Annotated in this window: 18 protein-coding genes; 2 read left to right on the top strand and 16 right to left on the bottom strand. The window is 41.4% G+C overall.

Annotation, left to right across the window (positions count from 1 at the left end; all coding sequences use genetic code 11):
* Nucleotides 1-658 precede the first annotated feature (658 nt).
* The 11 genes from IRQ78_RS03160 to IRQ78_RS03105 form a co-directional block, all read right to left on the bottom strand.
* Nucleotides 659-1624 (bottom strand): class 1 fructose-bisphosphatase, encoded by a 966-nt coding sequence (locus tag IRQ78_RS03160; protein ID WP_194441318.1) that lies wholly within the window; start codon nt 1622-1624, stop codon nt 659-661.
* Nucleotides 1612-2703 (bottom strand): class II fructose-bisphosphate aldolase, encoded by a 1092-nt coding sequence (gene fbaA, locus IRQ78_RS03155; protein WP_194441317.1) that lies wholly within the window; start codon nt 2701-2703, stop codon nt 1612-1614. The genes IRQ78_RS03160 and fbaA overlap by 13 nt, the downstream gene beginning before the upstream one ends.
* Before the next feature lie 11 nt (nt 2704-2714).
* Nucleotides 2715-3335, bottom strand: a complete 621-nt coding sequence (eda, locus tag IRQ78_RS03150; RefSeq protein WP_138618290.1) for a bifunctional 4-hydroxy-2-oxoglutarate aldolase/2-dehydro-3-deoxy-phosphogluconate aldolase — start codon at nt 3333-3335, stop codon at nt 2715-2717.
* A 73-nt stretch (nt 3336-3408) separates the two neighbouring features.
* Nucleotides 3409-4335, bottom strand: coding sequence for a sugar kinase (locus tag IRQ78_RS03145; RefSeq protein WP_166338618.1), 927 nt, complete (start codon nt 4333-4335; stop codon nt 3409-3411).
* 57 nt (nt 4336-4392) lie between these two features.
* Nucleotides 4393-5688: an MFS transporter gene (locus IRQ78_RS03140; RefSeq protein WP_138618286.1), complete on the bottom strand. Its 1296-nt coding sequence runs from the start codon at nt 5686-5688 to the stop codon at nt 4393-4395.
* 1 nt (nt 5689) lies between these two features.
* Entirely contained in the window at nt 5690-6037 is a 348-nt protein-coding gene (locus tag IRQ78_RS03135; RefSeq protein WP_166338616.1) for a cupin domain-containing protein, read from the bottom strand.
* Nucleotides 6038-6048: 11 nt separating this feature from the next.
* Complete coding sequence (locus IRQ78_RS03130; protein WP_194441316.1) at nt 6049-8247, bottom strand: heparinase II/III domain-containing protein; 2199 nt, start codon at nt 8245-8247, stop codon at nt 6049-6051.
* Nucleotides 8248-8256: 9 nt separating this feature from the next.
* Nucleotides 8257-10509 carry a polysaccharide lyase 6 family protein gene (locus IRQ78_RS03125; protein ID WP_194441315.1) on the bottom strand — a complete coding sequence of 751 codons (2253 nt, stop codon included), beginning with the start codon at nt 10507-10509 and terminating at the stop codon, nt 8257-8259.
* 98 nt (nt 10510-10607) lie between these two features.
* Nucleotides 10608-11486 (bottom strand): NAD(P)-dependent oxidoreductase, encoded by an 879-nt coding sequence (locus IRQ78_RS03120; protein WP_138618280.1) that lies wholly within the window; start codon nt 11484-11486, stop codon nt 10608-10610.
* Between the two features lie 585 nt (nt 11487-12071).
* Nucleotides 12072-14252 (bottom strand): extracellular catalytic domain type 1 short-chain-length polyhydroxyalkanoate depolymerase, encoded by a 2181-nt coding sequence (locus tag IRQ78_RS20565; RefSeq protein WP_228482490.1) that lies wholly within the window; start codon nt 14250-14252, stop codon nt 12072-12074.
* A 221-nt stretch (nt 14253-14473) separates the two neighbouring features.
* The gene (locus IRQ78_RS03105; protein WP_228482489.1) at nt 14474-16450 is read right to left on the bottom strand and encodes a ligand-gated channel protein; all 1977 of its coding nucleotides are present in this window, start codon (nt 16448-16450) and stop codon (nt 14474-14476) included.
* Between the two features lie 118 nt (nt 16451-16568).
* Here IRQ78_RS03105 and IRQ78_RS03100 point away from each other — a divergent pair, with 118 nt between their 5' ends.
* A complete protein-coding gene (locus IRQ78_RS03100; protein ID WP_138599394.1) occupies nt 16569-17477 on the top strand; it encodes a LysR family transcriptional regulator in 909 nt (302 codons plus the stop codon).
* 58 nt (nt 17478-17535) lie between these two features.
* On the opposite strand, the gene IRQ78_RS03095 is transcribed toward IRQ78_RS03100, so the two are convergent.
* Together IRQ78_RS03095 and IRQ78_RS03090 are read right to left on the bottom strand one after the other, a co-directional pair.
* Nucleotides 17536-18153: a LysE family translocator gene (locus IRQ78_RS03095; RefSeq protein WP_194441414.1), complete on the bottom strand. Its 618-nt coding sequence runs from the start codon at nt 18151-18153 to the stop codon at nt 17536-17538.
* A 91-nt stretch (nt 18154-18244) separates the two neighbouring features.
* Nucleotides 18245-19003, bottom strand: a complete 759-nt coding sequence (locus tag IRQ78_RS03090; RefSeq protein WP_194441313.1) for an SDR family NAD(P)-dependent oxidoreductase — start codon at nt 19001-19003, stop codon at nt 18245-18247.
* A gap of 110 nt (nt 19004-19113) precedes the next feature.
* Here IRQ78_RS03090 and IRQ78_RS03085 point away from each other — a divergent pair, with 110 nt between their 5' ends.
* Nucleotides 19114-20019 (top strand): LysR family transcriptional regulator, encoded by a 906-nt coding sequence (locus IRQ78_RS03085; RefSeq protein ID WP_194441312.1) that lies wholly within the window; start codon nt 19114-19116, stop codon nt 20017-20019.
* A 24-nt stretch (nt 20020-20043) separates the two neighbouring features.
* On the opposite strand, the gene IRQ78_RS03080 is transcribed toward IRQ78_RS03085, so the two are convergent.
* The 3 genes from IRQ78_RS03080 to IRQ78_RS03070 all read right to left on the bottom strand — a co-directional run bounded on the left by IRQ78_RS03080 (nt 20044) and on the right by IRQ78_RS03070 (nt 24418).
* The gene (locus IRQ78_RS03080) at nt 20044-21141 is read right to left on the bottom strand and encodes a serine hydrolase domain-containing protein (protein ID WP_228482488.1); all 1098 of its coding nucleotides are present in this window, start codon (nt 21139-21141) and stop codon (nt 20044-20046) included.
* A 108-nt stretch (nt 21142-21249) separates the two neighbouring features.
* Nucleotides 21250-21849, bottom strand: a complete 600-nt coding sequence (locus IRQ78_RS03075; protein WP_054553991.1) for a hypothetical protein — start codon at nt 21847-21849, stop codon at nt 21250-21252.
* Between the two features lie 115 nt (nt 21850-21964).
* Complete coding sequence (locus IRQ78_RS03070) at nt 21965-24418, bottom strand: S9 family peptidase (RefSeq protein WP_194441310.1); 2454 nt, start codon at nt 24416-24418, stop codon at nt 21965-21967.
* Nucleotides 24419-24536 lie beyond the last annotated feature (118 nt).

Below are 24536 nucleotides of genomic sequence, written 5' to 3'. Positions count from 1 at the left end.
CAACCTTTTGGTAATAACTTTATTTAAAAAATATTCAATAAAAATTATTACCAATATTTTTTACAACTAACAAAAACAAACAAGCAGATAAAAAACATAAACTTAAATGGTTTAGGTGTACGTAAAAACACATATCAATAACAATTTACATGTGATCTTCGTGTGAAAACACCTAAAAATTGGTTAACCAATAAGTTAAAGCAAAAAAAAAGAGCGAATATACGCTCTTTTTATACCTATGCGGTCGTAAATAGTATTTTTAACGCAAGAAGCGACTAGTTTTATACCTCAAAATAACATCTCTTAGTGTAGGCTGGTATTATCCTTAAATAATAGGTTAATACTTAAATATCACTCCAGTAAATAAGTGAGGACCATATTTATTTACGACACCATGGTTGCCTTAGTTAATTGTGTCTCCATTCTCATCGGTATTATAAGTATAAATACAAGTGCTACCTTCAAACTCAATGTTTGCATCAGCGTAAAAGTAGCCTAAGTTAATTCCACTTCAGTTATCCCAACGATAAATAATGAATGTTTCCAAAAAATACAAAGCGCTTTTATCATTTGGTGGTTTAGTCAGTTCGAATAGACTAACAAGCCCCTAATGCTAATCCGCGAATGAGTCCTAACATAACCTACTCTCTAAATTAGTTTATTCAAAAACAGTCTGATTAAACCCTTTTACTTGCTCAGGTGAGCCAATAATTACGGGTACTCGTTGATGTAAATTAGTTGGCATTATCGACATAATTCTCTGCCCTTGAGTAGTGGCTTGTCCCTGTGCATTTTCAATTAACATTGCCAATGGGTTTGCCTCATAAAGTAGTCGTATTTTACCATTCTCATTACCCACTCGGCGATCTGCTGGGTACATAAAAACGCCACCTCGCGTTAAAATCCGGTGTACATCTCCTACCATGGCTGCATTCCAACGCATAGCGCTTTTGTCAAATTGCTCATCAGCGTATAGAAGCTGGTCAAAGTAATGCTGTACCGTAGCATGCCAATAGCGATAATTAGCCATGTTTACAGCAAACTCATTACGTGTATTTGCAACCTGCATCTGCTGTTTTGTTAGCAAAAAGCCTCCATGGGTTAAATCCAAGGTATAGCAGCGAGTTGGTCCGCCCGTACTCATAACCAATAACGTCGATGCTCCATATAAAACATAACCTGCGCATATCTGACTTTCACCAACCTGTAAGAATTGCTCATAGCTATCAAAGGGAACATCATCACGTTTGCGATAAATAGTAAAAATAGTGCCAATTTGGCCATTAACATCAATATTTGAAGAGCCATCAAGGGGGTCAAAAGCAACGATATAGTGGCCTTTAGCGTTACCAGCTACGGCATGATCTTCTTCTTCAGATGCAATAGCCGCAACCGATGCTTCTTCAAGTAACATGTCTTTAAGTAATTGGTTTGCGATTACATCGAGCTTCTTTTGCACCTCACCTTGGATATTTTCATCCAAGGTGGAGCCAAGTACCCCTGCCAACTCTCCCTGACTCACGCGAAAAGCAATTTCTTTACATGCCGCTAAAATAGTTCTGATCAGCATGATCAGCTCAGTCTCGACAGCATCTTTTTTTAATACGGGGATCAATCGTTGCATGGTAAGTACCTATTGATACAATTTAAATCACTAAAACACTGCAATAACCGCGCTGTCATTGCTTGCTCGCCTTGGTACAACCAAACTCTTGGATCATAATACTTTTTGTTTGGTTTATCGTCGCCGTCTGGATTGCCAATTTGACCTTGCAGATAGGCACTATGTTGGCGGTAATAATTTAACACCCCATCCCAACATGCCCATTGTGTATCAGTATCGATATTCATCTTTACCACACCATAGCCTAGCGACTCAGTAATTTTTGCTGGTTCTGAACCGCTACCGCCATGAAACACAAAGTTCAAACTGTTATGTGGCAAATTAAATTTCTTGGCTACAAACTGCTGAGATTGTTTTAAGATAAGCGGGGTCAATACTACATTACCCGGTTTATACACGCCGTGCACATTGCCAAACGAGGCGGCAATTATAAAATTAGGACTAATTTTACTGAGTCTTTCATAGGCATAAGCAACATCTTCTGGTTGGGTGTAAAGCGCTGAACTATCAAGGTGACTATTATCAACCCCATCTTCTTCGCCCCCAGTACAGCCCAGCTCGATTTCAAGTGTCATTCCTATTTTTGCCATACGAACTAAGTAACGTTCACATGTTTCGATATTTTCCTCTAAGGACTGTTCAGATAAATCAATCATATGAGAGCTAAACAAAGGTTTGCCCGTTTTTGCAAAGTAACGTTCTCCCTCATCTAGTAAGCCATCTATCCAAGGTAGTAATGATTTTGCGGCATGATCTGTATGCAACATAACTGGCACACCATAATGCGCTGCAACACCATGCACATAGTGCGCGGCACTGACAGCACCTAAAATCGCAGCATGTTGCGGTTCCAAGCCACAGTCTTTACCACAGAAAAATTGTGCGCCCCCATTTGATAACTGAATAATAACCGGAGACTGCACCTTTTTTGCAGCTGCCAGTGTTGCATTGATTGATGATGTACCCACCACATTCACTGCCGGTAAGGCATAGTGGTTCTCTCTAGCATCATCGTATAGTTTTGCAACATCCCTACCAACAACCACCCCTGCTTTAACTGCTGTATCTAACAACGACATTTCAGCCTCCGTTATGCTTTATTCGCTGCAATACATGCATCGGTAATCGCTTGCCAGTTTTGTTGCTCAACCCATTGTTGTTTAGCGACCCACGTGCCTCCTACTGCAATCACATTATCTAATGCTAAATATTCATCTTTATTATGCTCATTCACGCCACCTGTTGGGCAAAAGCGAACATCTTGGAACACACTCGACACAGCTTTTAAAAACGCCGGCCCTCCTGATAAAGAAGCTGGAAATAGCTTTTGCTCAGTAAAGCCGGCCTCTAATGCCAGTAAAATGTCTGCAGTATTAGACACACCGGGAACAACCGGTAAACCACAGTTTTTTAGCGCTTGAAGTAAGTTTGCTGACACAGCAGGTGTAACAATAAAATCTGCACCTGCTTTAATTGCTTGCTGTAGGATACCTTCGTTGATAACCGTCCCTGCACCAACCGTGAGTTGGGGCAATTGTTGTTTTATCGCTGAAATAGTCGCTAATGAAGCCTTCGTTCTAAGTACAACTTCAACCAGCCCTAGCCCTGCATCAGCCATTGCTTTGGCTATTTTTACCCCTTGTTCAGGTGTCTCAGCTTGAATAAGAGGCAGCAGTGTTTGCCCTGACATCAGTTCAGAAAAGCGGATCATGTTCGTTCTCTCTTTAAATTAATTGGTAAAGATCAAGTTGCTGCTAACGAGCAGTTAAAAGGTAGTTTTGAAATTAAGTACTCTGCATGGCCTTCACAAAGTGTTCTTTTGGTGTAATTGCTCCTGGCTGCTGGATCACCACAGCAGCGGCTTTTGCAGCAAGCTGTACAGCTTTATGTTCATCCATACCTGCCATTCTGGCACCTAGGTAAGCACCATTAAATGCATCGCCTGCTGATGTGGTGTCGACAACATGTGTAACTGGTGTAATTTGATGCTCAAACAATTGACCATTTATTTTTGTAAAGACAGAGCTTGGGCCATTTTTAACAACGACTTCTGAGATATTAAATTGCGCTAAATAGTCCATAACGGCTTGTGCGCTATGAAGCTCATAAAGTGTCGTTAAATCTTCAATACCTGGTAGACAAATATCAGCTAGTTCGAATGCAATAGTGTATTGCCCTTTAGTTTCTTGCTCACTCTGCCACAACCGGGCTCGATAATTGGGATCAAAAACGATTTTAACGCCCGCTTTTTTTATCCGCTGAACGATTTGCCAAAATAAATCTCGGCTTGCTGGTTCAATGACAGCCAATGAAATACCCGAGATAAACAGCATATCTGCACTGGCTAATTCTTCTTCAACACTTGGGTTAAAAAAATCCACCACTTTACGGGCTGCTGAGTCATGTCGCCAGTAGGTAAAACTGCGCTCCCCTTGCTCATCAGTTTCAATGTAGTAAATACCGGGTACTTTATTAGCATGTGTGAAGACAAGCTGTGTCGCTAGGCCTTCTTCGACAAATCGCTGCCGCATTTTAATACTGAGCGCATCCGTACCGATAGCACTTACAACCCCACATTCAAGTGAGCTAAAACAACGCTTTAAATACACCGCTGAATTATAAACATCGCCAGCAAATGATTGATTTAGCGTGCTATCTGAAATAGCTTTTAACTCAACCATGCATTCACCCAGAAAGAAGATTTTTTTCATTATTTTATCCTGTAATTAAAAAGGCTTTTTAGAGAATCTAAAAAGCCTTTATTTGGGTTACTTTTTACTGCTTAGTGGTTCAATTTTTGGGATCAATAGCCAAACAGCCAACATCGCAATAATCGCAAGCGATGCGCCAATCACAAATGCAGGTGTGTAATTACCGCCGGCAGTTAAGTAAGGCACCAATGACGTTAGACCTACAGCACCTAGTTTTGCAGCCATACCAGAAATACCCGATAAGGTGCCGACTGCTTTTTTCCCTAATAAGTCACTCGGTAGCGTTTGCACATTACCAATCGCTGTTTGAAAACCGAATAAAATCACAGCCATAATCAATACAGCTACTACGGGCGCGCCTGGGTTTGCCATGGCAATTAAGGCTGGCAACATAATTAAGCAGCCTAATGTAATGGTGAGCTTACGTGTTTTATCCGTGCTCCATCCGGCTTTTAAACGGTTTTGCGCAAGTAAACCACCAAACCATGCACCAAACATAGCGCCAACATAAGGCACCCAACCATAAATTCCAATTGACTTAACATCCATGCCATAGACTTCATTGAGGTAAATTGGGATCCAAAAAACAAACAACCACCAAATAGGGTCAATTGCTGCTGATGCAATGATAACGCCCCAGCTTTGTTTACGACTTAAAAGCTCAGTCGTGCTTGGGTTGTATTCTTCATCATTGGTGTTATCGGCTGTAGACTGACGTTGGCCGGTTAAGATGTATTGCTTTTCTTCTTCGCTGATCCATGGATGAGAGCCTGGTGGAGCTTTCACTAGAATAAGCCAAGGCACTAGCCATAAGAAGCCCATAACACCTACCACAACAAACACCATTTGCCAGCTAAAGTAGACAGTTAAATAAGCAATAAGAGGGATTGCAATAATGCCGCCAATTGCAGCACCAGAGTTAAAAATTCCTTGTGCTAAGGCACGTTCTTTAGTTGGAAACCATTCAGCATTGCCTTTTGCAGCTCCCGGCCAATTCCCAGCTTCTGCAACGCCTAAAATAGCGCGAAAAAGACTTAAGCTCATTACTCCTTGGGCAAATGCATGAGCCACGGTTGCTAGCGACCACACACCTATTGATAAAACAAAACCAAAGCGCGTACCAACCCAATCAAAAATTTTGCCAAAAATTGCTTGCCCAAATGCATAAGCAAATACAAAAACAATCGAAATATTGGCATAAATTTGCTTTCGCTCTAAAGCTGATTCATCAGGAAACAGTTCTTCAACAATATCAGGCCATAGCACACTAAGCGCTTGTCTATCGATATAATTGATAATAGTTGCCAGTGCTATTAGAGCAATTACCCACCAGCGTAAACCTTGAAGTTTCATATTATTCATCCTCTAAAAAGTCTTCACGAGCTGGGCTAAAGGTATCAATTAAAATACCACCCGTTGGGCAAGTTGCACCGTGATCTGCATAAGGAGGAATAAAACAGCTATCACCTGCTTTTAATATTTTGGTAACACCATCAATATTAAAATGAAATTCACCTTCAACAACATAAGTAACTTGTGAATGACGGTGAGCATGGTTATAGCCAATAGCACCTTGTGCAAACCAAATTTTAACGGCCATTAGTTCTTCGTTATAACCAAGCATTTGACGTTTTAGGCCATTCCCTAGGTCTTCAACTTCAGCGTCGCTTGCAAATGTAAAATGTTCACTTTGTTTAGTCATGGCAACTATTCCTAAATGTTGGTCATCAAATAAACGCCTAAGTGGCCGTCTAATGAATATGATTGATTTTTATATTTAAATGATCTTTTACTAGCGTCTTTGTTGTTATTAATGGCAATTAAATAAGGCTTATCTGCCACAGTTAACTCAATAAGCGTAAGCTCCCCCTGTTGTGTGTGTGACAAGGCAGATAATCGGCTTTGTGCAACGAGGGTATATTCTTTGCTCGGGTTATATTCACCATGAGGCTCTAGTATTGAAATAAATTGATGCCTATTTACACCTTTCACTCGGCGGATAAAACCATGTTCATTACGTAGATTGAAATTAGGATCGTTTGCACCAACTTGCGTGAATAAAAACGACTCTTCGCCATTCACTAAGCTTGATAAAGTATAAAAGCGGCCATTTTCATTTAACCATGTGACCTTAGCTAACCCCTTCTCAGGACGAGCTTGCGCTCTTAACCAAAGATGTTGATAACCATTCTTTTTACCCAGCGCCGTCATCTGTTGACTCTGCGTATTTAAATCAAAATTACTATCGATAAATTGCCCTTTATAATGCAAAGGCAAATCTAGTTGGTGAGGTTGTGATGCGTTGACACTGTATAAATCAATAGCAATAGTACTACCTAGTTCTTTAAGTTCGACCAAAGCAAACGTTCTCTCAAGCTCAACCCCTTCGTAAGCTGTATTTATTTGACCACTCGATACACTGCCGTATTCCGATGTTTCAAAGAAATTTAGCGTTGGGGCATGTTTGTTTCCTTGCTTTACATCTGAATTAAAATGACTGATTTCGTCCACAACGACTGTATTATGCGCTACGGTTTGTTTTGCATAGCTGTTATTTTCCGGTAAGTAACGACCCCCAAATTTGGCTTCAACATTTAAAAAACGCGCAGCACCATAATCAGAAACAATTTCTTGTCCCTTGTCGTAAAACTGCCAGGTTAACTTATCGAAGTGGCCATGCCCTAATCCCTGAGAAGCAGGTTTAAAGAGTAATGCCTGTTCGCCATTGGGTTTGCTGCGCATGATAACAAGCGCCCCTTCATCTCCTTGGCTGCCATCTCCAAATGCGACGGACCTGAACTGATAGGGTGTTGCTAATCCTTCATCTAACGCATTTGCAACCTCTAAACCATCTCCCGAAAGAATAATTTGCCCTTGTTGCTGAGCAATATCTAAGTAGCCTGTATCACCCGTTAAACCGTAAGCAACCGTCACACCATGCACAAGTTCAATGGTGTCGATCCCTTTACTCTTAATTGCATCATTAATCGGAAAAAACAAACCGTTATAGCTTAGTTGAATTGTAGTATCTATGGCTTTTAGCAAAATGCCATCACGATAGTGTGCAATTTTTCGTTCAGGTTCGTTATGTGCAATAGCTTGGGCAAACGTAACAAAAGGGAGTAACGCAAAGCGTTGGTAATAGGGGCCTTCGTTATAATACCCCTGAGGTGAAAAAAGCATATCAAGCTGCTTTAAGAAGCCACCTTTACCAGATTTATCTAAATCATACAGCGCCTTTTCAACCCACTGTGGCTCATCTAACACGTAGCCTGCCATGCCAACTCCAGCTGTAGCCCAAGTGCCGTGATTATGTACTTTATTAAAAGTAGAAGGCTGTCCTTGTGATAAAAAGAGTGCCACAGGTCTTAATAGCTTATGCTCAATGTCATTAATGTCTTGATCTGTGAGTGTCTCAACGATCAAATCATAAGCTTGAATTGTGTATACCAACCACATAGCTTCATTTAAGCTTTGCCAAAATAATTTTCCTGGGTTTTGCGACTTAACTTTACGTTTGGGGTGCACATCTAACGTTGGATAGAGTGCGGCATATTCAAGTAACATATCGCGCACAAAATCGGCATATTTTTGCTCTTGGCTTAACTGGTAAATTATGCCAGCGCCATACATCAGCTGATAATTCTTTTTATGACGCTCATGGCTATAACCACCGCCACCATCTTTAGGTAACGGCACAACAATCCCAAAAGCAAGTTGCTGATCTACATGTTGCTTTAGCTCAAGATACCGATCATTAAAGCGACCCGATTGGTTAAGCGCACTGCGCATCTTCTCAACATCAGATTGGGTGATTACTAAATTTGGGTGCGTCGCAAAAGCACTGCATGTGGTAATAGCCAGAGCAGTTACCGCTATTTTTAAGCCTGTGTAAAAATTAAATATTTTCATGCTTGCTCCCTACTTCTGAATCACTTGGTTATTTTTTAAAATAGCCGTATGCGAGCCTGCAATATTTAGCTCTTTAATGTGTGGTTTTGCTGTATTAGTGAACGTGTTTGAGATAATACGCGTTTGCGGTTCACCAACAGTATGATCAACGACAATCGGCGCAGAATTGGTAAACGCGTTCTCGACGATTTCGGTAACTTGCACACCATGTAAGTAAACACTGGCATTAGTTTGATTTCGCTTCCCTAAACCCACTGAGTTCAGTGTATTATTTTTTAACAAAAAGTGTGGACCAAACGTACTTTCATCAGTGCCGCCACGATAGAGCTTAACTAGCGCACCACTAACATTATCAAAATGATTATTTGTTAAGGTGACGTACTCTGCGTTATACACACCTAAGTTTTCAATCTCGCTGTCAAGGCGCAAGATATCGCCAGTAACCTGACTAAACTGGTTATTAATTAAAGTGATTTCATCCGCTAGTGCACCTTTACCCGTTTTAAAAAAATCAAAGGTATGATTAATGTCTAAATCAATTAATTGGCAACGCTCCATAATCAAGCGGTAGTTTTCAACCATGCCCCATTTTTTAGTACGAATAACCGAATTACCCGCTGAGTCTGGGCTGTTTTTACCAGATATAACTAACCCTTCTAGCTTTAAACTGCCGCCATCATGAATTTCGAACAAACTAGAGCGCTCAAAAGTCAAATTCACAGCGCCATCTTGAGCCGCCTTAAAAGAAAGGGTTTTATCAATCACGACCAGTTTTGCAAGGTCATAGTCTCCTGCTGATAGTTCAAGTACATCACCAGAGTGCGCTTGTTCAATTTTAAGCAGGAGATCCTTCGCAGAATTTTCCACTCGATGTGTTTTTCCCGAATCAAAAGCCACAATTGCAGGGCTTTTAGGGTACCAGCTCACTCCTGTGTCTGCTTTTTTCAGTACAGTTAAATCAGCCTTAGCACCCGCAAAAACTGACTCTGAAACAGGGTAAAGTAAGCCCGCTTTATTACGCTTTAACTTAACTTGCTGTTGCTTTACTCCCTTGCTAAGCGATGGTAATACGGCTGTATTGGCAATGTTTTTACTAAACTTAATGCCACTAATATCATCAAAAGCTGTGAACGGTTGCTGCGAGTCGTTAATGATCAGGTTATTGTTCATCACACTATCAATTGGTACAGCACTGCGTTCAGCATCACTGCCAGCAGCAAGCTGAATATGTTCAACATTTATAAAGGTATTGTTTTCAATTTGCGCATTTTCAACTTGGTGATAGCGGTTAATGGGTGAATTAGGCACACCATTCATCACCGTAAAGCCACTGCCAAAACGAAATCCCGTTAATCCCTCGAGATAATTATTACGAATAATGTGATCTTTGTTGATAACGCGAATGCCGCCAGTATGCTCTACACCATTACCGAAAAAAATATTTTCTTCGATGATATTTCCATTCCCATGACGCAGTGTAAGTGTGCCGCGAGCTTCATAAAAAACGTTATTTCGAATATGGTTCTTACCTGATTTAATCGAAATGATTTCGACCTCACCATTGGTTTGTTCAAAATAGTTGTTCTCAACTAATGTGTGCGAATCGGACAACGAGTAGTGGCTCGTCCCTATACGTAACGTTTCTCCACCGTTAGAGCCAAATACAGGACGATAGCCAAAATAGTTATGGTCAATTTGATGATAATTCTGCTGACTTTGTTCAGAATTCAACCGAACCGCAACTGTCACTCCTTTATTTCGTTTACCTTCTAAGTGGTTGTGATCAAAACGGTTATGCTGACCATAAAGCGCTACCCAATAATCAGATTCGCGCTTATCTGGGTTGTTATAATTATCGATTACCATTTCAGAGACACGCGAATTAAATGCGAGTTCTTTACCATTACGAAACTCAATAACCGCGGATGTCGGGGTATAACCATTTTTAAATACAAGGCCGCTGGCATGCAAATACTGCCCTGCTAAACGAAGGTTTGACTGCCCAGATAAAATAACCTTACCTTTAGTTTGCGGCTTTAATCTAATCGGTAATTGTTTAGAGCCTTGACCAGATAAAACAATTTCGAAGTCATGCCACACCCCATTTTGTAAAATTACGGTATCACCTGCTTGTAACGTGTTGGCTATTTTTGCGTAAGCTTGTTTGTTGTCTATTAAGTAGTCTTTGGCTGCAATCGTTGTCGAAAAACAACCAAGAATAACTAGGCTAAGCTTTATTATATTTAGTTTAATCAATCGCATAGTTAACTCATTTTTACTGATATTTCGACGAAAAACGCCATCAGCTTTATTATGTGTGTTCAGACGCTTCACGATGTGAAGCGCTTTGGCAAATGGCTTTACTTAACTAAGCTTTTGAAATAATCAAAAATCTCAGGCACATTGCCTTGACCCATTCCCGCATCAAATGCAGCTTGCAAGTTCGCCGATGAGCCTTCAGCAATTTTTGACACAGTGCCAAGATCCTCTACCATCTGTAAAAAGTAACCTAAGTCCTTATTTGCATTTGCAATTGAAAACCCAAGATCACTCACTCCATCCACCGCATAGTTTTTACAAAAATGCATAAAAGGTGAATTTGATGGTCCCGTAGACATAATGTCGAAAAGTTGTTGGCGATTTACGCCGGCACGATCAGCAACAGCAAATGCTTGAGACATCGCACATACCGTTGTCATACCCATAAAGTTATTAATTAACTTTGTTGTATGACCTGCGCCAAGCTCCCCTAAATGGAACACATTTTCACCTTGATCATCTAATACAGGCTTCACTTTATTAAACGTCTCTAAGTCACCTGCAGCCATAATATTCAATAAGCCATCTTTTGCATGCGCTGGAGTACGCCCTAAAGGTGCATCAATCATACCTACGCCTTTTGCAGCAAGGTCTTTACCAATTTTCTTAGTTGAGGCAGGAATTGATGTACCAAAATCGATTAAAACAGATCCTTCTTTTAATCCATCCAATAAACCTTCATCTGAATAAACTACTTTTTCCACGATATCTGATGTTGTTAAGCAAAGCATAACAATGTCTGAAGCAGCGGCTAACTCTTTACCTGTCGATACTGTTTGAGCACCTCGCTCTACACATTTTGTAACGGCTTCTTTATTAAGATCCATCACAATCAACTGATAGCCTTTGTTTTGTAGATTCTCGACCATATTGCCACCCATTAGGCCAAGGCCGATAAAACCGATCGTTGGTTTTGACATGTAGAACTCCTAAATAAATTGACACTTTTGAATGAAGTTAACCATTTCGAAAAGTGCGCCTAGTTAAATTTTTTAAATCTCACAGCACTACATCTTAATAGCAGCACTTACACAAACTGGCACAACAAGGTTACCAATAACAACATAAGTTATTACCAATAAATTGCATTGTCAACCAATTGGCGTTACAAAAAAAGAAAAGAATATTGACCAATATTCAAAAAAGTCTGTCCCGATAAAAATAAAAGCTATCAAGTAAAATTCTTTACAAACTTAATTAGTTAATTTTATTTGATTATTTACGGGAATTGATAAGTTTGAGAAAATTTTGAGATGAGCGTGCAACATAAAAACACAAAATTGGTAAGAACACTAAAATCATCTTTATGACCAATCATGCCAACCAGCTTAAATTAATAAACAAATTTGAAGCATTTAAATATTGTTGAAAACAGCAAAAAGCGTCGTGACTAGTTGTTTCAACAATTCCACTGGTAACCCTGTAATCATTTTTAACGTAGGCGGTAATGGTTTAAATATAAGAGTAACTAAAGCTATGTCGCCCACATGGGCGACACACATTTATTAATTAGGGCAATTACCTAATTCATAATACCCAGCACTAGTTTGCGCTAAGGTACTGGTATAAAAGGTGTTATAAAGACCTAGGTTATCACCTGAGCCCACAGCATAGGCGTAAGAGCCATTCGTGGTTGCGCGATTTGCTTGCACATGTGCATAGTTGCTAGAGGTGGTTTCAGTGCATTGGTAATCACCATTCGGTGTTGAGTCACACGCATCACCCACACCATCTGCATCACTATCCAGTTGATCACTATTGGCCACCAGCGGGCAGTTATCTAGGCTATCACTAACACCATCGCTGTCAGAGTCACTCGTTTCACCATCAGGAGTGCTGTCACACACATTACCAATCCCGTCATTATCGTTATCAGCTTGATCAGCATTCGCTACATTTGGGCAATTATCTGCGCCGTCGAGCACACCGTCGTTGTCTGCGTCATTAGTCGGTCCAGTGGTGGTTTTGCATGCCTGTAATGGCCCTGCACAACTTGAATTATCATCAGCAATCCACTGACATTGATTGGTGCCCGCTGAATACTCGCGCATAGTAAAGGCAGCAGTTCCAAACGCTAAATAACAGGCAGAGTAACCTTCGCCCCAGCTAATATGGCCTTCGTTGATATGAAGATTGTAATCGCCTGTTACACCAGCATCGATGACAAAACTAATGCTATCTGTTGATGTCAGCGCAGTATCATCAGTTGCGGTGATCACTGCACTATTATTGCCACCAGCCAGATTGCATTGTTCAGCAAAGTACTCAAGCCCATTCACTGTAGCCGTCACATCACCATTGCTAAAACTGACCACGACAGTACTTAAGTTTTGATTATCATCAATCACCGTTCCCGTCACTGAAGCGCACTGCCCGTTTACACTTGCCGCAGTATCACTCAGTAGTGGTGCTGTAGCCGCAGGCTCTGGCCCAACGCGTACCGTAAGATTAGCTTCATCACCTTGTTTCGCTTCGTTATCTGTGGCACTGACACGCACTTCATAAAGTCCTTCGCTGAGTGCACTTGTCACCCCACTAAAGGTATTATTCGCATCGACTTGCACGTTCAGTGACTCAATTAAGCTTGCCGCGCCACCGGCTAGGCTATACACGTTAATATCAACATTGGTTACACTGCCTTCTGGGTCGACTGCACTGCCTGTAATGGTGAGCTGATTATTACTGACTGTGGCAGTTAAATTACTAATTTCAGGGCCTGCATTACGATCAACTCGTTTATTATTAGCCGCAAAGTACTCACCGAGATAGGTTGCAAAATTAATACTGTTTGCCGCCACATAATCGCCAGACGCACCTTGCCCGCCCGACCACGAGTGATCCAAATTATTAAACCACAGCATAGCAACCCGATTGTCTTGCCAAAGTGACTGCTCAGCGGTACGCGTTGCATCATCACTTATTGTCGTCGTGCCTGAAAGTTGATTAACCCCATAAAGGGCAGCAAAGCCATCTGCGTTTTGCTGGTTATAACAAGTATTCACTGTGGTATCGGCAGTGCCGTGACCAATCACCGCTATTTGTGTAGAGAAATGATCTTTATAACTGCCAGCATAGCTTTCACAGCGGGATACAAAGGTGTTTTCAGACACTGTTTCACAGGTCGAAATCGCCCCACTTGAACTTGTGCCAATGGTCGGCCCGGCACTTGGTGCAACTCCGGCAAATACATCAGGCGCCACACAAGCCGTTTGTGCAGCCATTGCAGCCCCAGATGATAAACCTGCAATATACACTTGTTTAGGGTCAATATTACGCGTTGCATCAGCGCTCAATGCATTGGCTAAATTAATTAAATTTTTATAATCACCAGAACTTCTATTGATTGCTCCTTGCCAATATGACCAGCAGCTATAGCCTGCTTTATTCATCGCATCAGGAACGGCTATTACCATGCCATGGGCTTCGGCTGCATCTTCAAGATTCGCAGTTAAGTAGTTATTAATGGGTTGCACGCAGCCATGCAGTACTAGCATCAAAGAATGGCCATTGCCTATGCTTGATTGCGTATCAGGAGTGTAAATGTGAACATTATTAAAACCGCCAATGCTGACATTTTGCTGCCAACTCCCTGCAAAACTTGGCTGTGAGAAAATAGCAGCACAGAGCACTGCGAGCGGAGTAAACGACGCTGATTTTCGTTTACATAATTGTGTTACTTTTTGCATATATCGCCTTTATAGTCGTTATCATTGTTGTCTGTCAGTTGATGACTAACCCAATGTAGTAGAACTATTTAAAAAGCGAACTATAACTATAGTGCTATACAGGCATTAAAAAACAACCCAAAGGTAGCATCATCGGGTTTGTTGTTATTTTCAAAACTAAAACCAATTTCATTAACAAAGCCAACGTAACTCGTTGGCTTTGCTTTTGCTAAGGTATGGGCTTAAAAATTAAACCCGACTGATAGCCAATAACGGCGACCATCTTCAACATATCCGTATTCAGCTTCGGTGATTTCTTTATCAAATAAATTATAAACACCAAACCCTAACTTAATGCTGCGGCTTAAATCATAGTTACCACCAATATCAGCCAAGGTGTAATCTGGCGCAATTAAGCTGTCTTGTGACGGACCTGTTGTCGGCTGACTTTCTTCACCACGGTAATGTACACGCAGCCACGTACCTAGCTTATCAACCGGGCGCCAATTAACTGAAGTTTGTAAAATATGCTTTGGTAATTGGTTAAGTGGGCTGCCTTTGTATTCACCGGTTTTTTGCTCAGAATCGGTGTAGGTGTAGTTGGCACTAACATCAAGCTCACTGGTAATGTCGTAAGATACTGATAACTCAAAACCTTGTGTAACGGCCTCATCCACATTGACATAGGTCGTTGGCATCGAACCAAACTGGTTTGGTCCATCAGTACACTGGGTGAGTGGGCACGAAATACGGGTAATTTTGTCTTCAAATTCGTTGTAAAATACGGTGCTTGAAAGCGATAAATCACGGTTTGCATCGTAATAGATACCCATTTCGTAGTTTACAGATTTTTCAGGGCTTAAATCTGGGTTACCGTAAATATTACCACCTCGGCTCACTTGCCCCCAGGCCGCGGTAGATTGACGAATATTCGGCGCTCTAAAGCCTGTAGAGATACCGCCTTTTACCGTCAACGATTTAGTTGCTGTATACACACCATACAAACGTGGGCTGAAATGGCCTGAAAAATTGCCATCATGGTCATAACGAAGACCTGTTGTGAGTTTAAACTGCTTGGTTGCTGCCCACTCATCTTCGGCAAACACCGACCACTGCTCGTTTTCAACATGCGTTAGATCACTAATTTTGTTACTTGTGTAATCATCAAGCTCTTCTTTTAAATAAGCTGCACCAAGTGTTGCGTTGTGATCAGTAAATGGCAGCGTCCAGCTGGTTTGCGCATCGGTATTCTCGACGTACATTTCGCGCGAAGTATTATCAAATTTATCGTACTTTAGGTAACTGCGTGATGAACCAAAATCATAAAAACCGTTATGGCTTAGTGAATACGTTTCTTGGTCGTACTCTGTGGTTGATGACTCTGGGCAACCATTTCGGCCACAGCTTTCACCTTCAGCTAAAGGAGCAACTGTTTTGCCTAATGTTTCGTCAAGTTTTTGTTTTGCAGAGCCTACTTCCAGCATGATTTCGTGGTTATCAGAAGGTGTTAAGATAAACTTTGCTTTGATATTGCTTTGCTCTTTGCCACGAAAACCGGCTTCAAAATCGTCTTCATCACGCTTTGAAAACTGACCTGATAACTGCATACCTAATAACTCAGGGATTAAACCACCCGCAGTAAAGAAACTGCCTTGATTGATATTGCCCGACTCACTTGATTCTTGAATGGTGCTATCTAAACGCAGTTCGCCGTACCATTTTTCTGGTGTTTTACGGGTAATAATATTGATAACCCCACCGATTGCATCTGAGCCATATAATGACGACATAGGGCCACGGATAACCTCGATGCGTTCAATCGCTGAGATAGGCGGAGTCCATGCTCCTTCAACACCAGGGCCATCACTATTTGGGCGGGTTTCACGAGAGGTTTGACGCTGGCCATCAATTAAAATCAAAGTATATTGACTTGCCATACCACGAAGACTGATATCTTTTCTGTCGCCACCACCTGTGACAACCACACCAGGAACATCTGTCATTGCATCGGTTAGATCACGATAAAAACGCTTTTCGAGTTGCTCACGATCAATAACACTGATGCTGGCTGGTGCCTCTTTAAGCATCTGCTCATAACCTGAAGCAGAAACTACAATCACTTCCATGTCTTGCTTTTTATCATCTGCATTTGCAGAATAAGACAAACTAGCCAGTATAGCTGCCGTTAATGGTAAAATGTTCGTAACAACCCTCGTCATAATAATACTCCGTGACATTTTGTTTATTAATGATAATAATTAGCGTTTGCATACTAATGAGAAGTCCCGATTTTCACAATTTACGATTTCTTAAAACTGAATTAAGAAGGCCTGAACTATGAATTCCAAGCTGATAAAAACACTACGCGTTTTTTCTCGTACTGTAGAGACAGGCAATATGAGCGGTGCAGCTGCAGAGTTATCGATGACCACATCGGCTGTGAGTCAACACATTAAGCAATTAGAACAAGAAATCGGATTAAGCCTATTTAACCGCAGCCCACGCGAACTTACCTTAACCGAAGCCGGCCATCTGTATTATCAAAGCTGTTTAAAAATGCTGGCACTTGCTGATCAAGCCAGTACGCAATTACAACATTTGCAAAATAAGCCCAGTGGCGAGCTTAAATTAGTGGCGCCAGTGGGTTTTGGTGGAGGATTATTAAGCGAGCCGTTGGAGCGCTTAATTAACGAATTTGATGATTTACGTATTCAGTTAATTTTGACTGACGAGCCAATTGATATGATTAAATGCGGCGCTGACTTAGCAATCGCTATTGGCCCATTAACAGATTCCAACCTAGTAGCAAGGCAATTAGCAACGTGGCCACTAAAGTTATGCGCCCATAAAGATCATCCAATTAGTCAAATAAAACAGGCTCGCTGGCAAGATCTCAACCAGTTTGCCAGAATTGGACACAGTAATGCTGACAGCAACGCATTTAACCCTTCTACATTAGAAAGCAAGCCACTGCCAAAGGCTAAAATTACAGTGAACAACATGCAAAGTTTAATCAAACTTGTGATTGATGGTGTTGGCTATGGCGTGTTACCTGAACCAGAAGTTAGGCATTTACTAAAATCGAAAGAACTGGTTGAAATAGCACCTGAATGGGCAATGCCAAACTATACTGTTTATGCTGTAACACCAGCCCGAGACAGTTTAGCGGCAAAAACAAGGACTGCCATTGATACTTTAAAACTATGCTTTAACCATGTGTCTAAGCAAGTTGAATTAGTTGATTAAGACTCATAAAGGATAATAGCCATTTGCAATATGCAGATGGGTATTATCCAACTTAGCGTTAACCTAGCGCCAGCCAAACGCCTACACCCATCATAAGCGCGCCAGCAATACGGTTTAACCACTTCACATTATCGCCTTTATCTAAAAACAGCCTTAAGCTTTTACCGCCTGTTGCGTAAATCAACATACAGATAAATTCGCTCAGCATAATAATGCTTACTAATACAGCAAGCTGAGGAGCAACTGCTAAATCAACATTAATAAACGGAGGGAGTAAAGAAATCATAAATGCCCACCCTTTTGGGTTTGCAATGGCAGTGATATAACCCTGCGAAAACAATTGTCCACGGCCAATTTGCTGCTGTGTGTCATCGTTAGGTTTAAAGCTGGTTTTAGCGCGCCACATATTAACACCTAAGTATATTAAGTACGCGCCACCTAGGTATTTTAAAAAGGCAAATAAGTCAGGGTAATTAAGCATAATACTGGCAACCCCAATTACCGCAGCAATGGCTACCGTGGCAACCCCTAACACCTCACCGACCATCATCCACAGCGTACGTCTAACGCCTACACTCATGCCTAACGTCATGGCGAGCGTCATACACATACCAGGTGTAATAGAAACAAAGAAAAAGGTCGGAATAAAAACCGCGAGTACTGCTAAATCGAGCATAAATGCAATCACATGTTTATTGCTTAAAAATAGAAAGCGATTAAATCACATCCACTTAAATAAGCAAACATACACGCGATTGCTAACAGGCTTATAAAAACATACCGCCTGATGCTTCAATGCGTTGTCCGGTCACCCAACGGTTTTCATCACCGAGTAGCTGCGCAATCATAGGGCCAATATCATCAGCTTGGCCAACGCGTCCCATGGCTGTAAATGAACTGACCAATTGAGCAACATGCTCATTATCACGGACAGCACCGCCCCCAAAATCAGTGGCAATTGCACCGGGTGCGACGACATTCACGGCAATATTGCGACCAGCAAGTTCCTTTGCCATGTATTTGGTTAATACCTCAACGGCCCCTTTCATGGTGGCGTAGGCCGCTTTTCCTGGTAATGCAAAACGTGTCAGCCCTGAAGATAAGTTAATAATACGCCCGCCATCATTGATCATCTCATGCAGTGTTTGTGTTAAGAAAAACACACCTTTAACATGTACATTCATCAAATTATCAAACATAGCTTCACTGGTATCAGCAAATGCACTATCACTGCCATGACCTGCGTTATTGATTAAATAATCAAATCGAGACGTTTGCCATTGTGTTGCCAAAGTACTTTCAAGTGTTTGTTTAAATTCAGAAAAACCTAAAATATCGCTCACATCAAGTTGAATGGCGACGGCTTTTGCCCCTAGCGCTGCAACTTCTTCTACAACGTGCTGCGCTTCATCTTTATGGCTTCTGTAAGTAAATACGCAATCAATGTTCTTACGTGCCAAACTTAAAACCGTATTTTTACCTAAACCGCGATTACCGCCTGTGATCACTGCAATTTTGTTGCTCATCGTGCTTACCCTTTTGCTTTGAAGTAATTGTGAGCAACCAGTATATTTACACTGCAAAACCAGATAAACCATGTAAAATTGAATTAACTGTTCGCAAATAACAAACAATCATGAATGAACTAAATGCCATGAAAACCTTTGTTCAGGTTGCAGAGCTAAAAAGCTTTTCGGCAGCAGCACTTGCACTGAGCATGCCTAAATCATCCGTCTCGCAGTTGGTCAAACAACTCGAAGATACGCTAGGTGCTCGGCTTCTAAACCGCACAACAAGGCGAGTTACGCTGACCAACGAAGGCACGGTTTTTTATCAGCGCTGCAAAGATATGCTTGCTGATTTAGACGAACTACAAACCCTATTTCATAAAAAAGACGAAGCGTTATCAGGGCGTCTTAGAGTAGATATGCCACAGCCAATTAGCAGACGTTTAGTGCTGCCGAATCTAGACAGCTTTTTATCTGCACACCCGCAATTAGAGATTGAACTGAGTAGTTCTGACAGACGAGTTAACCTAATTGAAGAAGGCTTTGATTGTGTAGTGCGAGTCGGTAATTTAGAAGACTCATCGCTGATTGCGAAAAAAATTGGCCACTGCCCGATGATTAACTGTGTAAGCCCAGGTTATATTGAAAACTATGGCAACATCACTGAACTTAGCGATTTAGCCGAGCATTATATTGTTCGCTATAGCCAAACACTCGGCCAACTTGACCCTGGCTTTGAATACCAAGATACGCAAGGCGATTGGCAAACCCTGACCATGAAATCACAGCTCACAGTCAACAATACGGATGCCTATAAAGCAGCGTGTTTAGCTGGGCTTGGCCTTATTCAAGTGCCTCGTCATGGAGTTCTTGACGAGCTTAGTCGTGGTGAACTTATCCAAGTTTTGCCTGACTATAATTTGCCGCCCATGCCTATGAATATCGTCTACCCAAATCGACGCCATTTACCAAGGCGTACCCGAGTGTTTATTGATTGGTTAAGCGAGCAATTAAAACCGATTACCCATAGCTAAGATACTTGCTATGTGCGCTTCAGTTTAACTACCTTTAATTACAGACAGCAGGAGTTGATCAATTTCATTATTCACTCCACCAACGCTACTATTGTTTAATATTACATAACCAATATTTTTATCTGTCACAGAGCGAGTTAAGGATGTCCAGCCTCTATTAAACCCTGCAAAACCTAGACTGTTATTCTCAGAGTCTACGACATAACTCATACTCCATCGCCCTCCTGTGTGAGGCTGAGCTTGAATCATATTTGCAATAAGCTGATTTGATAAAATATTTGAACCAATGTAATTACCTTGCTCATTTTTTAGCACTGCCTGATTAAACTTAGCTAAATCATCTGCCGTTGTTATAAAGCCAGCTGCAGCTGTTTCTGTAAAGTACACCATAGCTGTTTTGTTGCCATTCTCATCGTAAGGACTAGCCAGCTTTGCTGGAGAAATACGGTTGATATCAAACGAAGAATTTGCCATTCCGAGGGGTAAAAGAACGTTTTCAGTCATATAATTACTGAAAGATTGATTAGTCAGGTCTTCAATTAACAGCTGAACTATCGTGTAACCACCACCTGAGTATGACCATTTAGTGTCAGGTTCATGAATAATTTTAACGGCTCCATCACCCGTGTTATTGCCTTCTAATGACTCTACAAGAGTAGGTAATGGATCTTCAGCACTCCATCCATTGTAGCCACTTAATGAAAGCCCTGCAGTATGAGAGAGAATATTACGTAAAGTTACTTTGTTAGCATCAAACTGAGAATTCGGTATTTTCCAGCTTTTTAAGTAATCATTAATTGGTTTATCAAGTTCAACTTTACCTTGTTCAACTAGTATCATTGCGCCCCAAGCTGTAATCACTTTAGAAATGGAGCCAACATTGAATAAAGTTTTGTGTGTGATTGGGGTTCTATTTTCAGCGTCAGCATGGCCATAAGAATATGAACCAAGCACCTCATTCCCTTGAACAATCGATATAGCAATACCACGCGCTTTGCTTTTTTCAAGAATTAACGGGATCTCCTTATCTAGCACTTTAGAAAATTCTAAACTTTTGGTTTGTTTTGCATGTAATGAGCAAGACGATATTAAAAATAATATTAGAATTATAAACTTATTCATGAGCATCCTTGTTTTATAACGACCGCATCAAAGGCCTAATTTAATTGACTAAAATAGCATTCAAAGCAGAAACCAAGCACTTAGGACCTTCCCTTAAGCTATTGCCTGCTAAACTTTTAGAGCTGATAGTAACTTCTCAGCTTCATCAGATAGCTTAACGCGTTCATCCATTTCTGAAACATGCTTTAAGCGCGTGTAGATTTCAATATAACGTGTTCTTGCTTTTACAAAAGCCTCTGAATGATAGCAGCTGTAAATCCACTCCAGCTCTTGCTCTGATATGCTTTCGAGAACTCTGTGTGGTACTTCCTCACAATACTCTAACAGTGAGAAGTTTGTTAGATGGCGCATATCAATAGGCTCTACTTTTTCATCAAGTAGCCATGGCAATAAATATACATTCGAAAACATAGTTTCAGCTAATTCGTAAGACGCCTTATTAATATCACCAATACGAAAAGTTAGTATCGAACGACACAACATTTGCACTGGCTCACCCATATCATCAGGAAAGTGTGAATCATGCCACTGTATGTGTTGCTCAGCTTTTTTCATATCATTGAGTACGAGCAACAAAGGAAATATTAAATATCGCTTACCATAACCATCTGAGATACACCCATAATCTCTAATCTCTCGGTTAAAAGCAGATTTATAGCTAGATATCTTTGCTCGAATTTTCTTGTCGGTATCTGGAATTATAAACATGAACAACATTTCCTCTTATTTGCTAACCGCTTATCTACGAATAAGAATATGCAAGTAGGCAATACAAAAATCCCCGCTTAATGGGCGGGGATTCCTAACATGACCATTTAACAAATTACTGAGTGACACCGTCAGCGGCAACTGGCTCTGCGGGTTTTTCGTCACTTAATAAATATTTTTCTAACCACTGCTCTTGCTCCCAAAGTACATGCAGCAAGCTCTTACGAGCACGATAGCCATGCGCCTCATAAGGTAACATCACTAAGCGGGCTTCTTTACCTAGGCCTTTTAATGCAGCGTACATACGCTCACTTTGCATTGGGAAGGTACCCGAGTTTGGATCTTCTTGACCGTGGATCATCAGCATAGGCTCATTGATTTTCTCAGCATGGAAAAACGGTGACATCGCCGCGTACACATCTTGCGCTTGCCAAAAGTCACGCTCTTCACCTTGGAAACCAAATGGCGTTAGGGTACGGTTGTAAGCACCACTGCGGGCAATACCGGTTTTAAATAAATCGCTGTGCGCTAATAAATTCGCCACCATAAAGGCACCATAAGAGTGACCAGCTATGGCAATTTTGTCTTTATCTGCCACACCTTTTTCAACAAGTACATCTACTGCAGCCTTAGCACTTGCCACCAGCTGCTTACGAAATAAGTCGTTTGGCTCTTTACCATCAACACCCACAATTGGCATTTTCGGGTCGTCAAATACGGCAATACCTTTTGCAAGATAAGGCATTGGCCCCCAATAACCGATATAAGTGAACTCATAAGGCGACTCGCGCATTTGTGACGCAACAGCTTTATCTTTATATTCAAGCGGATAAGCCCACATTAGAACCGGTAACGGGCCTTGAGTTGAATCATAACCAGGCGGTAAATAAAGCGTACCACTAAGCTCAACGCCATCATCACGCTTGTATCGAATTAGCTCTTTAGTCACCCCTTTAAATTCTGGGTAAGGGTGCTCAAAAGTCGTAAGTTGAGTCAGGGTTTTATCGTCTAGGTCGCGAATAAAAAAGTTAGGTTGCTCAGTTTTAGATTCGCGAATCGTAATTAAACGCTCGCCTTCATCATCAAGCATTGCACGCACACGCTCATAGTATGGCGCTTCTGATTGCCAAACACGTGTTGTGGAATTGGTTTTTACATCATATCGGTCTAAAAACGGAATATTACCTTGTTCAGAGGCACCGTTACCGCGTAAGAAAAGATAACGCCCACCAACAACTTTTAATACATCAGCGCCCAAATCATTCTTTTCATAAATTGGGTAACCTGGATCTTTATACGCATCGTTATAGCTGCGCTCAGAAAATAGCACGCGGTTTTTATCTGCATTACGAGGTTGAATAACAAATGTGCGAACTTGTCGGTCGCTAAAGCGCCATTCAGATAACAGAGCAATATTACCGTTGCCCCAAGTAATTGAGTCAAAACGGCGTTCAACTTTCGCAAATAACTTCGCATCACGTTTAAATGGTGCTCTTAGGCTATAAAGGTGATCGTGATAAGGCACGTCGGTTTTCATATCACCGCCGTCTTGTGCTTCTGCCCAAATGACTTCAGCGCCTTGATCTGCACGCCATTGAAATTCGCGGCGACCAGTACGCACACTGTCATAACCTTGTGGAATGTTATCTGCTAAAGGCTGCTTCGCAAGCTCTGCTAACGTATAGCCACGCATGCCCCAAATTTGCCAAGTCGCAGCAAATCGGCTGTAAGGTACTTGATACGAAAAAGGCTCATCAATCATGCCAACCAAAATATTGGTTGAATCAGGCGAGACCGAAAACGATTTAATTAAGCCCGGTTGACCAATCGGTTGGCCTTGACCACTGAGCGGAATATAAGTCAGCTGGCTTTGGGCAAAGAACTTAAATTGTGCTTCATCGTATGGGCTAGTTAGCAGGTTTTGATAAGTACGCGCAGGCGCTTTTTCACCACTACTTTGCTGAATAACAGGCACAACCTGCGAGCTGTCATTGCTGATACGTGCTTTACCAATATTGACCGCTGCATTTGCGACAATAGCGCTGCTATCTGGCAACCACGTATAAGGCGTGCGCGTTAGCACAGAATTAAGAGGCGTATCACTTAACTGGCGGGCTTGCTTAGTACTTACATTATAGACCCATAGGTTAGCACTCGATGCTTGCTCTACCACAAATGCCAAATATTGACTGTCGCTTGACCAACTTGGTGAGCGTAAAATTCCATTTGGCAAACCAGATACAACAATTTCAGAGCCTGTTTCAACATGCTTAAGCACTAAAGATGTAAATTTATTACGCACTCGTGAGCGCGAAAAATTAGCAGGATTAAGCTTAATACCCGCAAGTTTCAACTCTTCTTTGGCTAAGTCTTGTAAGGTATCGATGCGTTTTCTATCAAATAACGCCAGCCACTGGCCATCATTCGATAAATAACTACTCGGTGCAAGCTTAGCGTCAACCACAGCAGCCAGTGCCGGCGATGGAGTTTGATAACCTTGATTAGCAAAACTGGGTGTGCAAACAGCTGCGCCAATGACTAGCGCAAAAAGCAGTTTAAATGCTTTCATGTTCGTTCCTTTTTCGTTTTTATTTTCGATTCTGTAAACAAGTAGAACATGTTTGCAGCATTTCATAAAGAGTTTCGACCCTTTTGGCAGCCAATCAGTGACTTAAACAGCTAAATTA

The organism is Pseudoalteromonas simplex, from assembly GCF_015278155.1.
GTDB classification, from domain to species: Bacteria; Pseudomonadota; Gammaproteobacteria; order Enterobacterales; family Alteromonadaceae; genus Pseudoalteromonas; species Pseudoalteromonas simplex.
The sequence above is the reverse complement of the archived record's forward strand: the minus strand, read 5'-3'. Positions and strand labels throughout refer to the sequence as shown.

Excerpts from the sequence above, each read along its gene's own strand:
- IRQ78_RS03130 (WP_194441316.1), bottom strand. The coding sequence starts at position 8,247 with ATGAAAATATTTAATTTTTACACAGGCTTAAAAATAGCGGTAACTGCT.
- IRQ78_RS03125 (WP_194441315.1), bottom strand. The coding sequence starts at position 10,509 with ATGCGATTGATTAAACTAAATATAATAAAGCTTAGCCTAGTTATTCTT.
- IRQ78_RS03075 (WP_054553991.1), bottom strand. The coding sequence starts at position 21,849 with ATGTTTATAATTCCAGATACCGACAAGAAAATTCGAGCAAAGATATCT.
- fbaA (WP_194441317.1), bottom strand. The coding sequence starts at position 2,703 with ATGTCGTTGTTAGATACAGCAGTTAAAGCAGGGGTGGTTGTTGGTAGG.
- IRQ78_RS03140 (WP_138618286.1), bottom strand. The coding sequence starts at position 5,688 with ATGAAACTTCAAGGTTTACGCTGGTGGGTAATTGCTCTAATAGCACTG.
- IRQ78_RS03135 (WP_166338616.1), bottom strand. The coding sequence starts at position 6,037 with ATGACTAAACAAAGTGAACATTTTACATTTGCAAGCGACGCTGAAGTT.
- IRQ78_RS03090 (WP_194441313.1), bottom strand. The coding sequence starts at position 19,003 with ATGAGCAACAAAATTGCAGTGATCACAGGCGGTAATCGCGGTTTAGGT.
- eda (WP_138618290.1), bottom strand. The coding sequence starts at position 3,335 with ATGATCCGCTTTTCTGAACTGATGTCAGGGCAAACACTGCTGCCTCTT.
- IRQ78_RS03105 (WP_228482489.1), bottom strand. The coding sequence starts at position 16,450 with ATGACGAGGGTTGTTACGAACATTTTACCATTAACGGCAGCTATACTG.
- IRQ78_RS03160 (WP_194441318.1), bottom strand. The coding sequence starts at position 1,624 with ATGCAACGATTGATCCCCGTATTAAAAAAAGATGCTGTCGAGACTGAG.
- IRQ78_RS03080 (WP_228482488.1), bottom strand. The coding sequence starts at position 21,141 with ATGAATAAGTTTATAATTCTAATATTATTTTTAATATCGTCTTGCTCA.
- IRQ78_RS03145 (WP_166338618.1), bottom strand. The coding sequence starts at position 4,335 with ATGAAAAAAATCTTCTTTCTGGGTGAATGCATGGTTGAGTTAAAAGCT.
- IRQ78_RS03120 (WP_138618280.1), bottom strand. The coding sequence starts at position 11,486 with ATGTCAAAACCAACGATCGGTTTTATCGGCCTTGGCCTAATGGGTGGC.
- IRQ78_RS20565 (WP_228482490.1), bottom strand. The coding sequence starts at position 14,252 with ATGCAAAAAGTAACACAATTATGTAAACGAAAATCAGCGTCGTTTACT.
- IRQ78_RS03095 (WP_194441414.1), bottom strand. The coding sequence starts at position 18,153 with ATGCTCGATTTAGCAGTACTCGCGGTTTTTATTCCGACCTTTTTCTTT.
- IRQ78_RS03100 (WP_138599394.1), top strand. The coding sequence starts at position 16,569 with ATGAATTCCAAGCTGATAAAAACACTACGCGTTTTTTCTCGTACTGTA.
- IRQ78_RS03085 (WP_194441312.1), top strand. The coding sequence starts at position 19,114 with ATGAATGAACTAAATGCCATGAAAACCTTTGTTCAGGTTGCAGAGCTA.
- IRQ78_RS03070 (WP_194441310.1), bottom strand. The coding sequence starts at position 24,418 with ATGAAAGCATTTAAACTGCTTTTTGCGCTAGTCATTGGCGCAGCTGTT.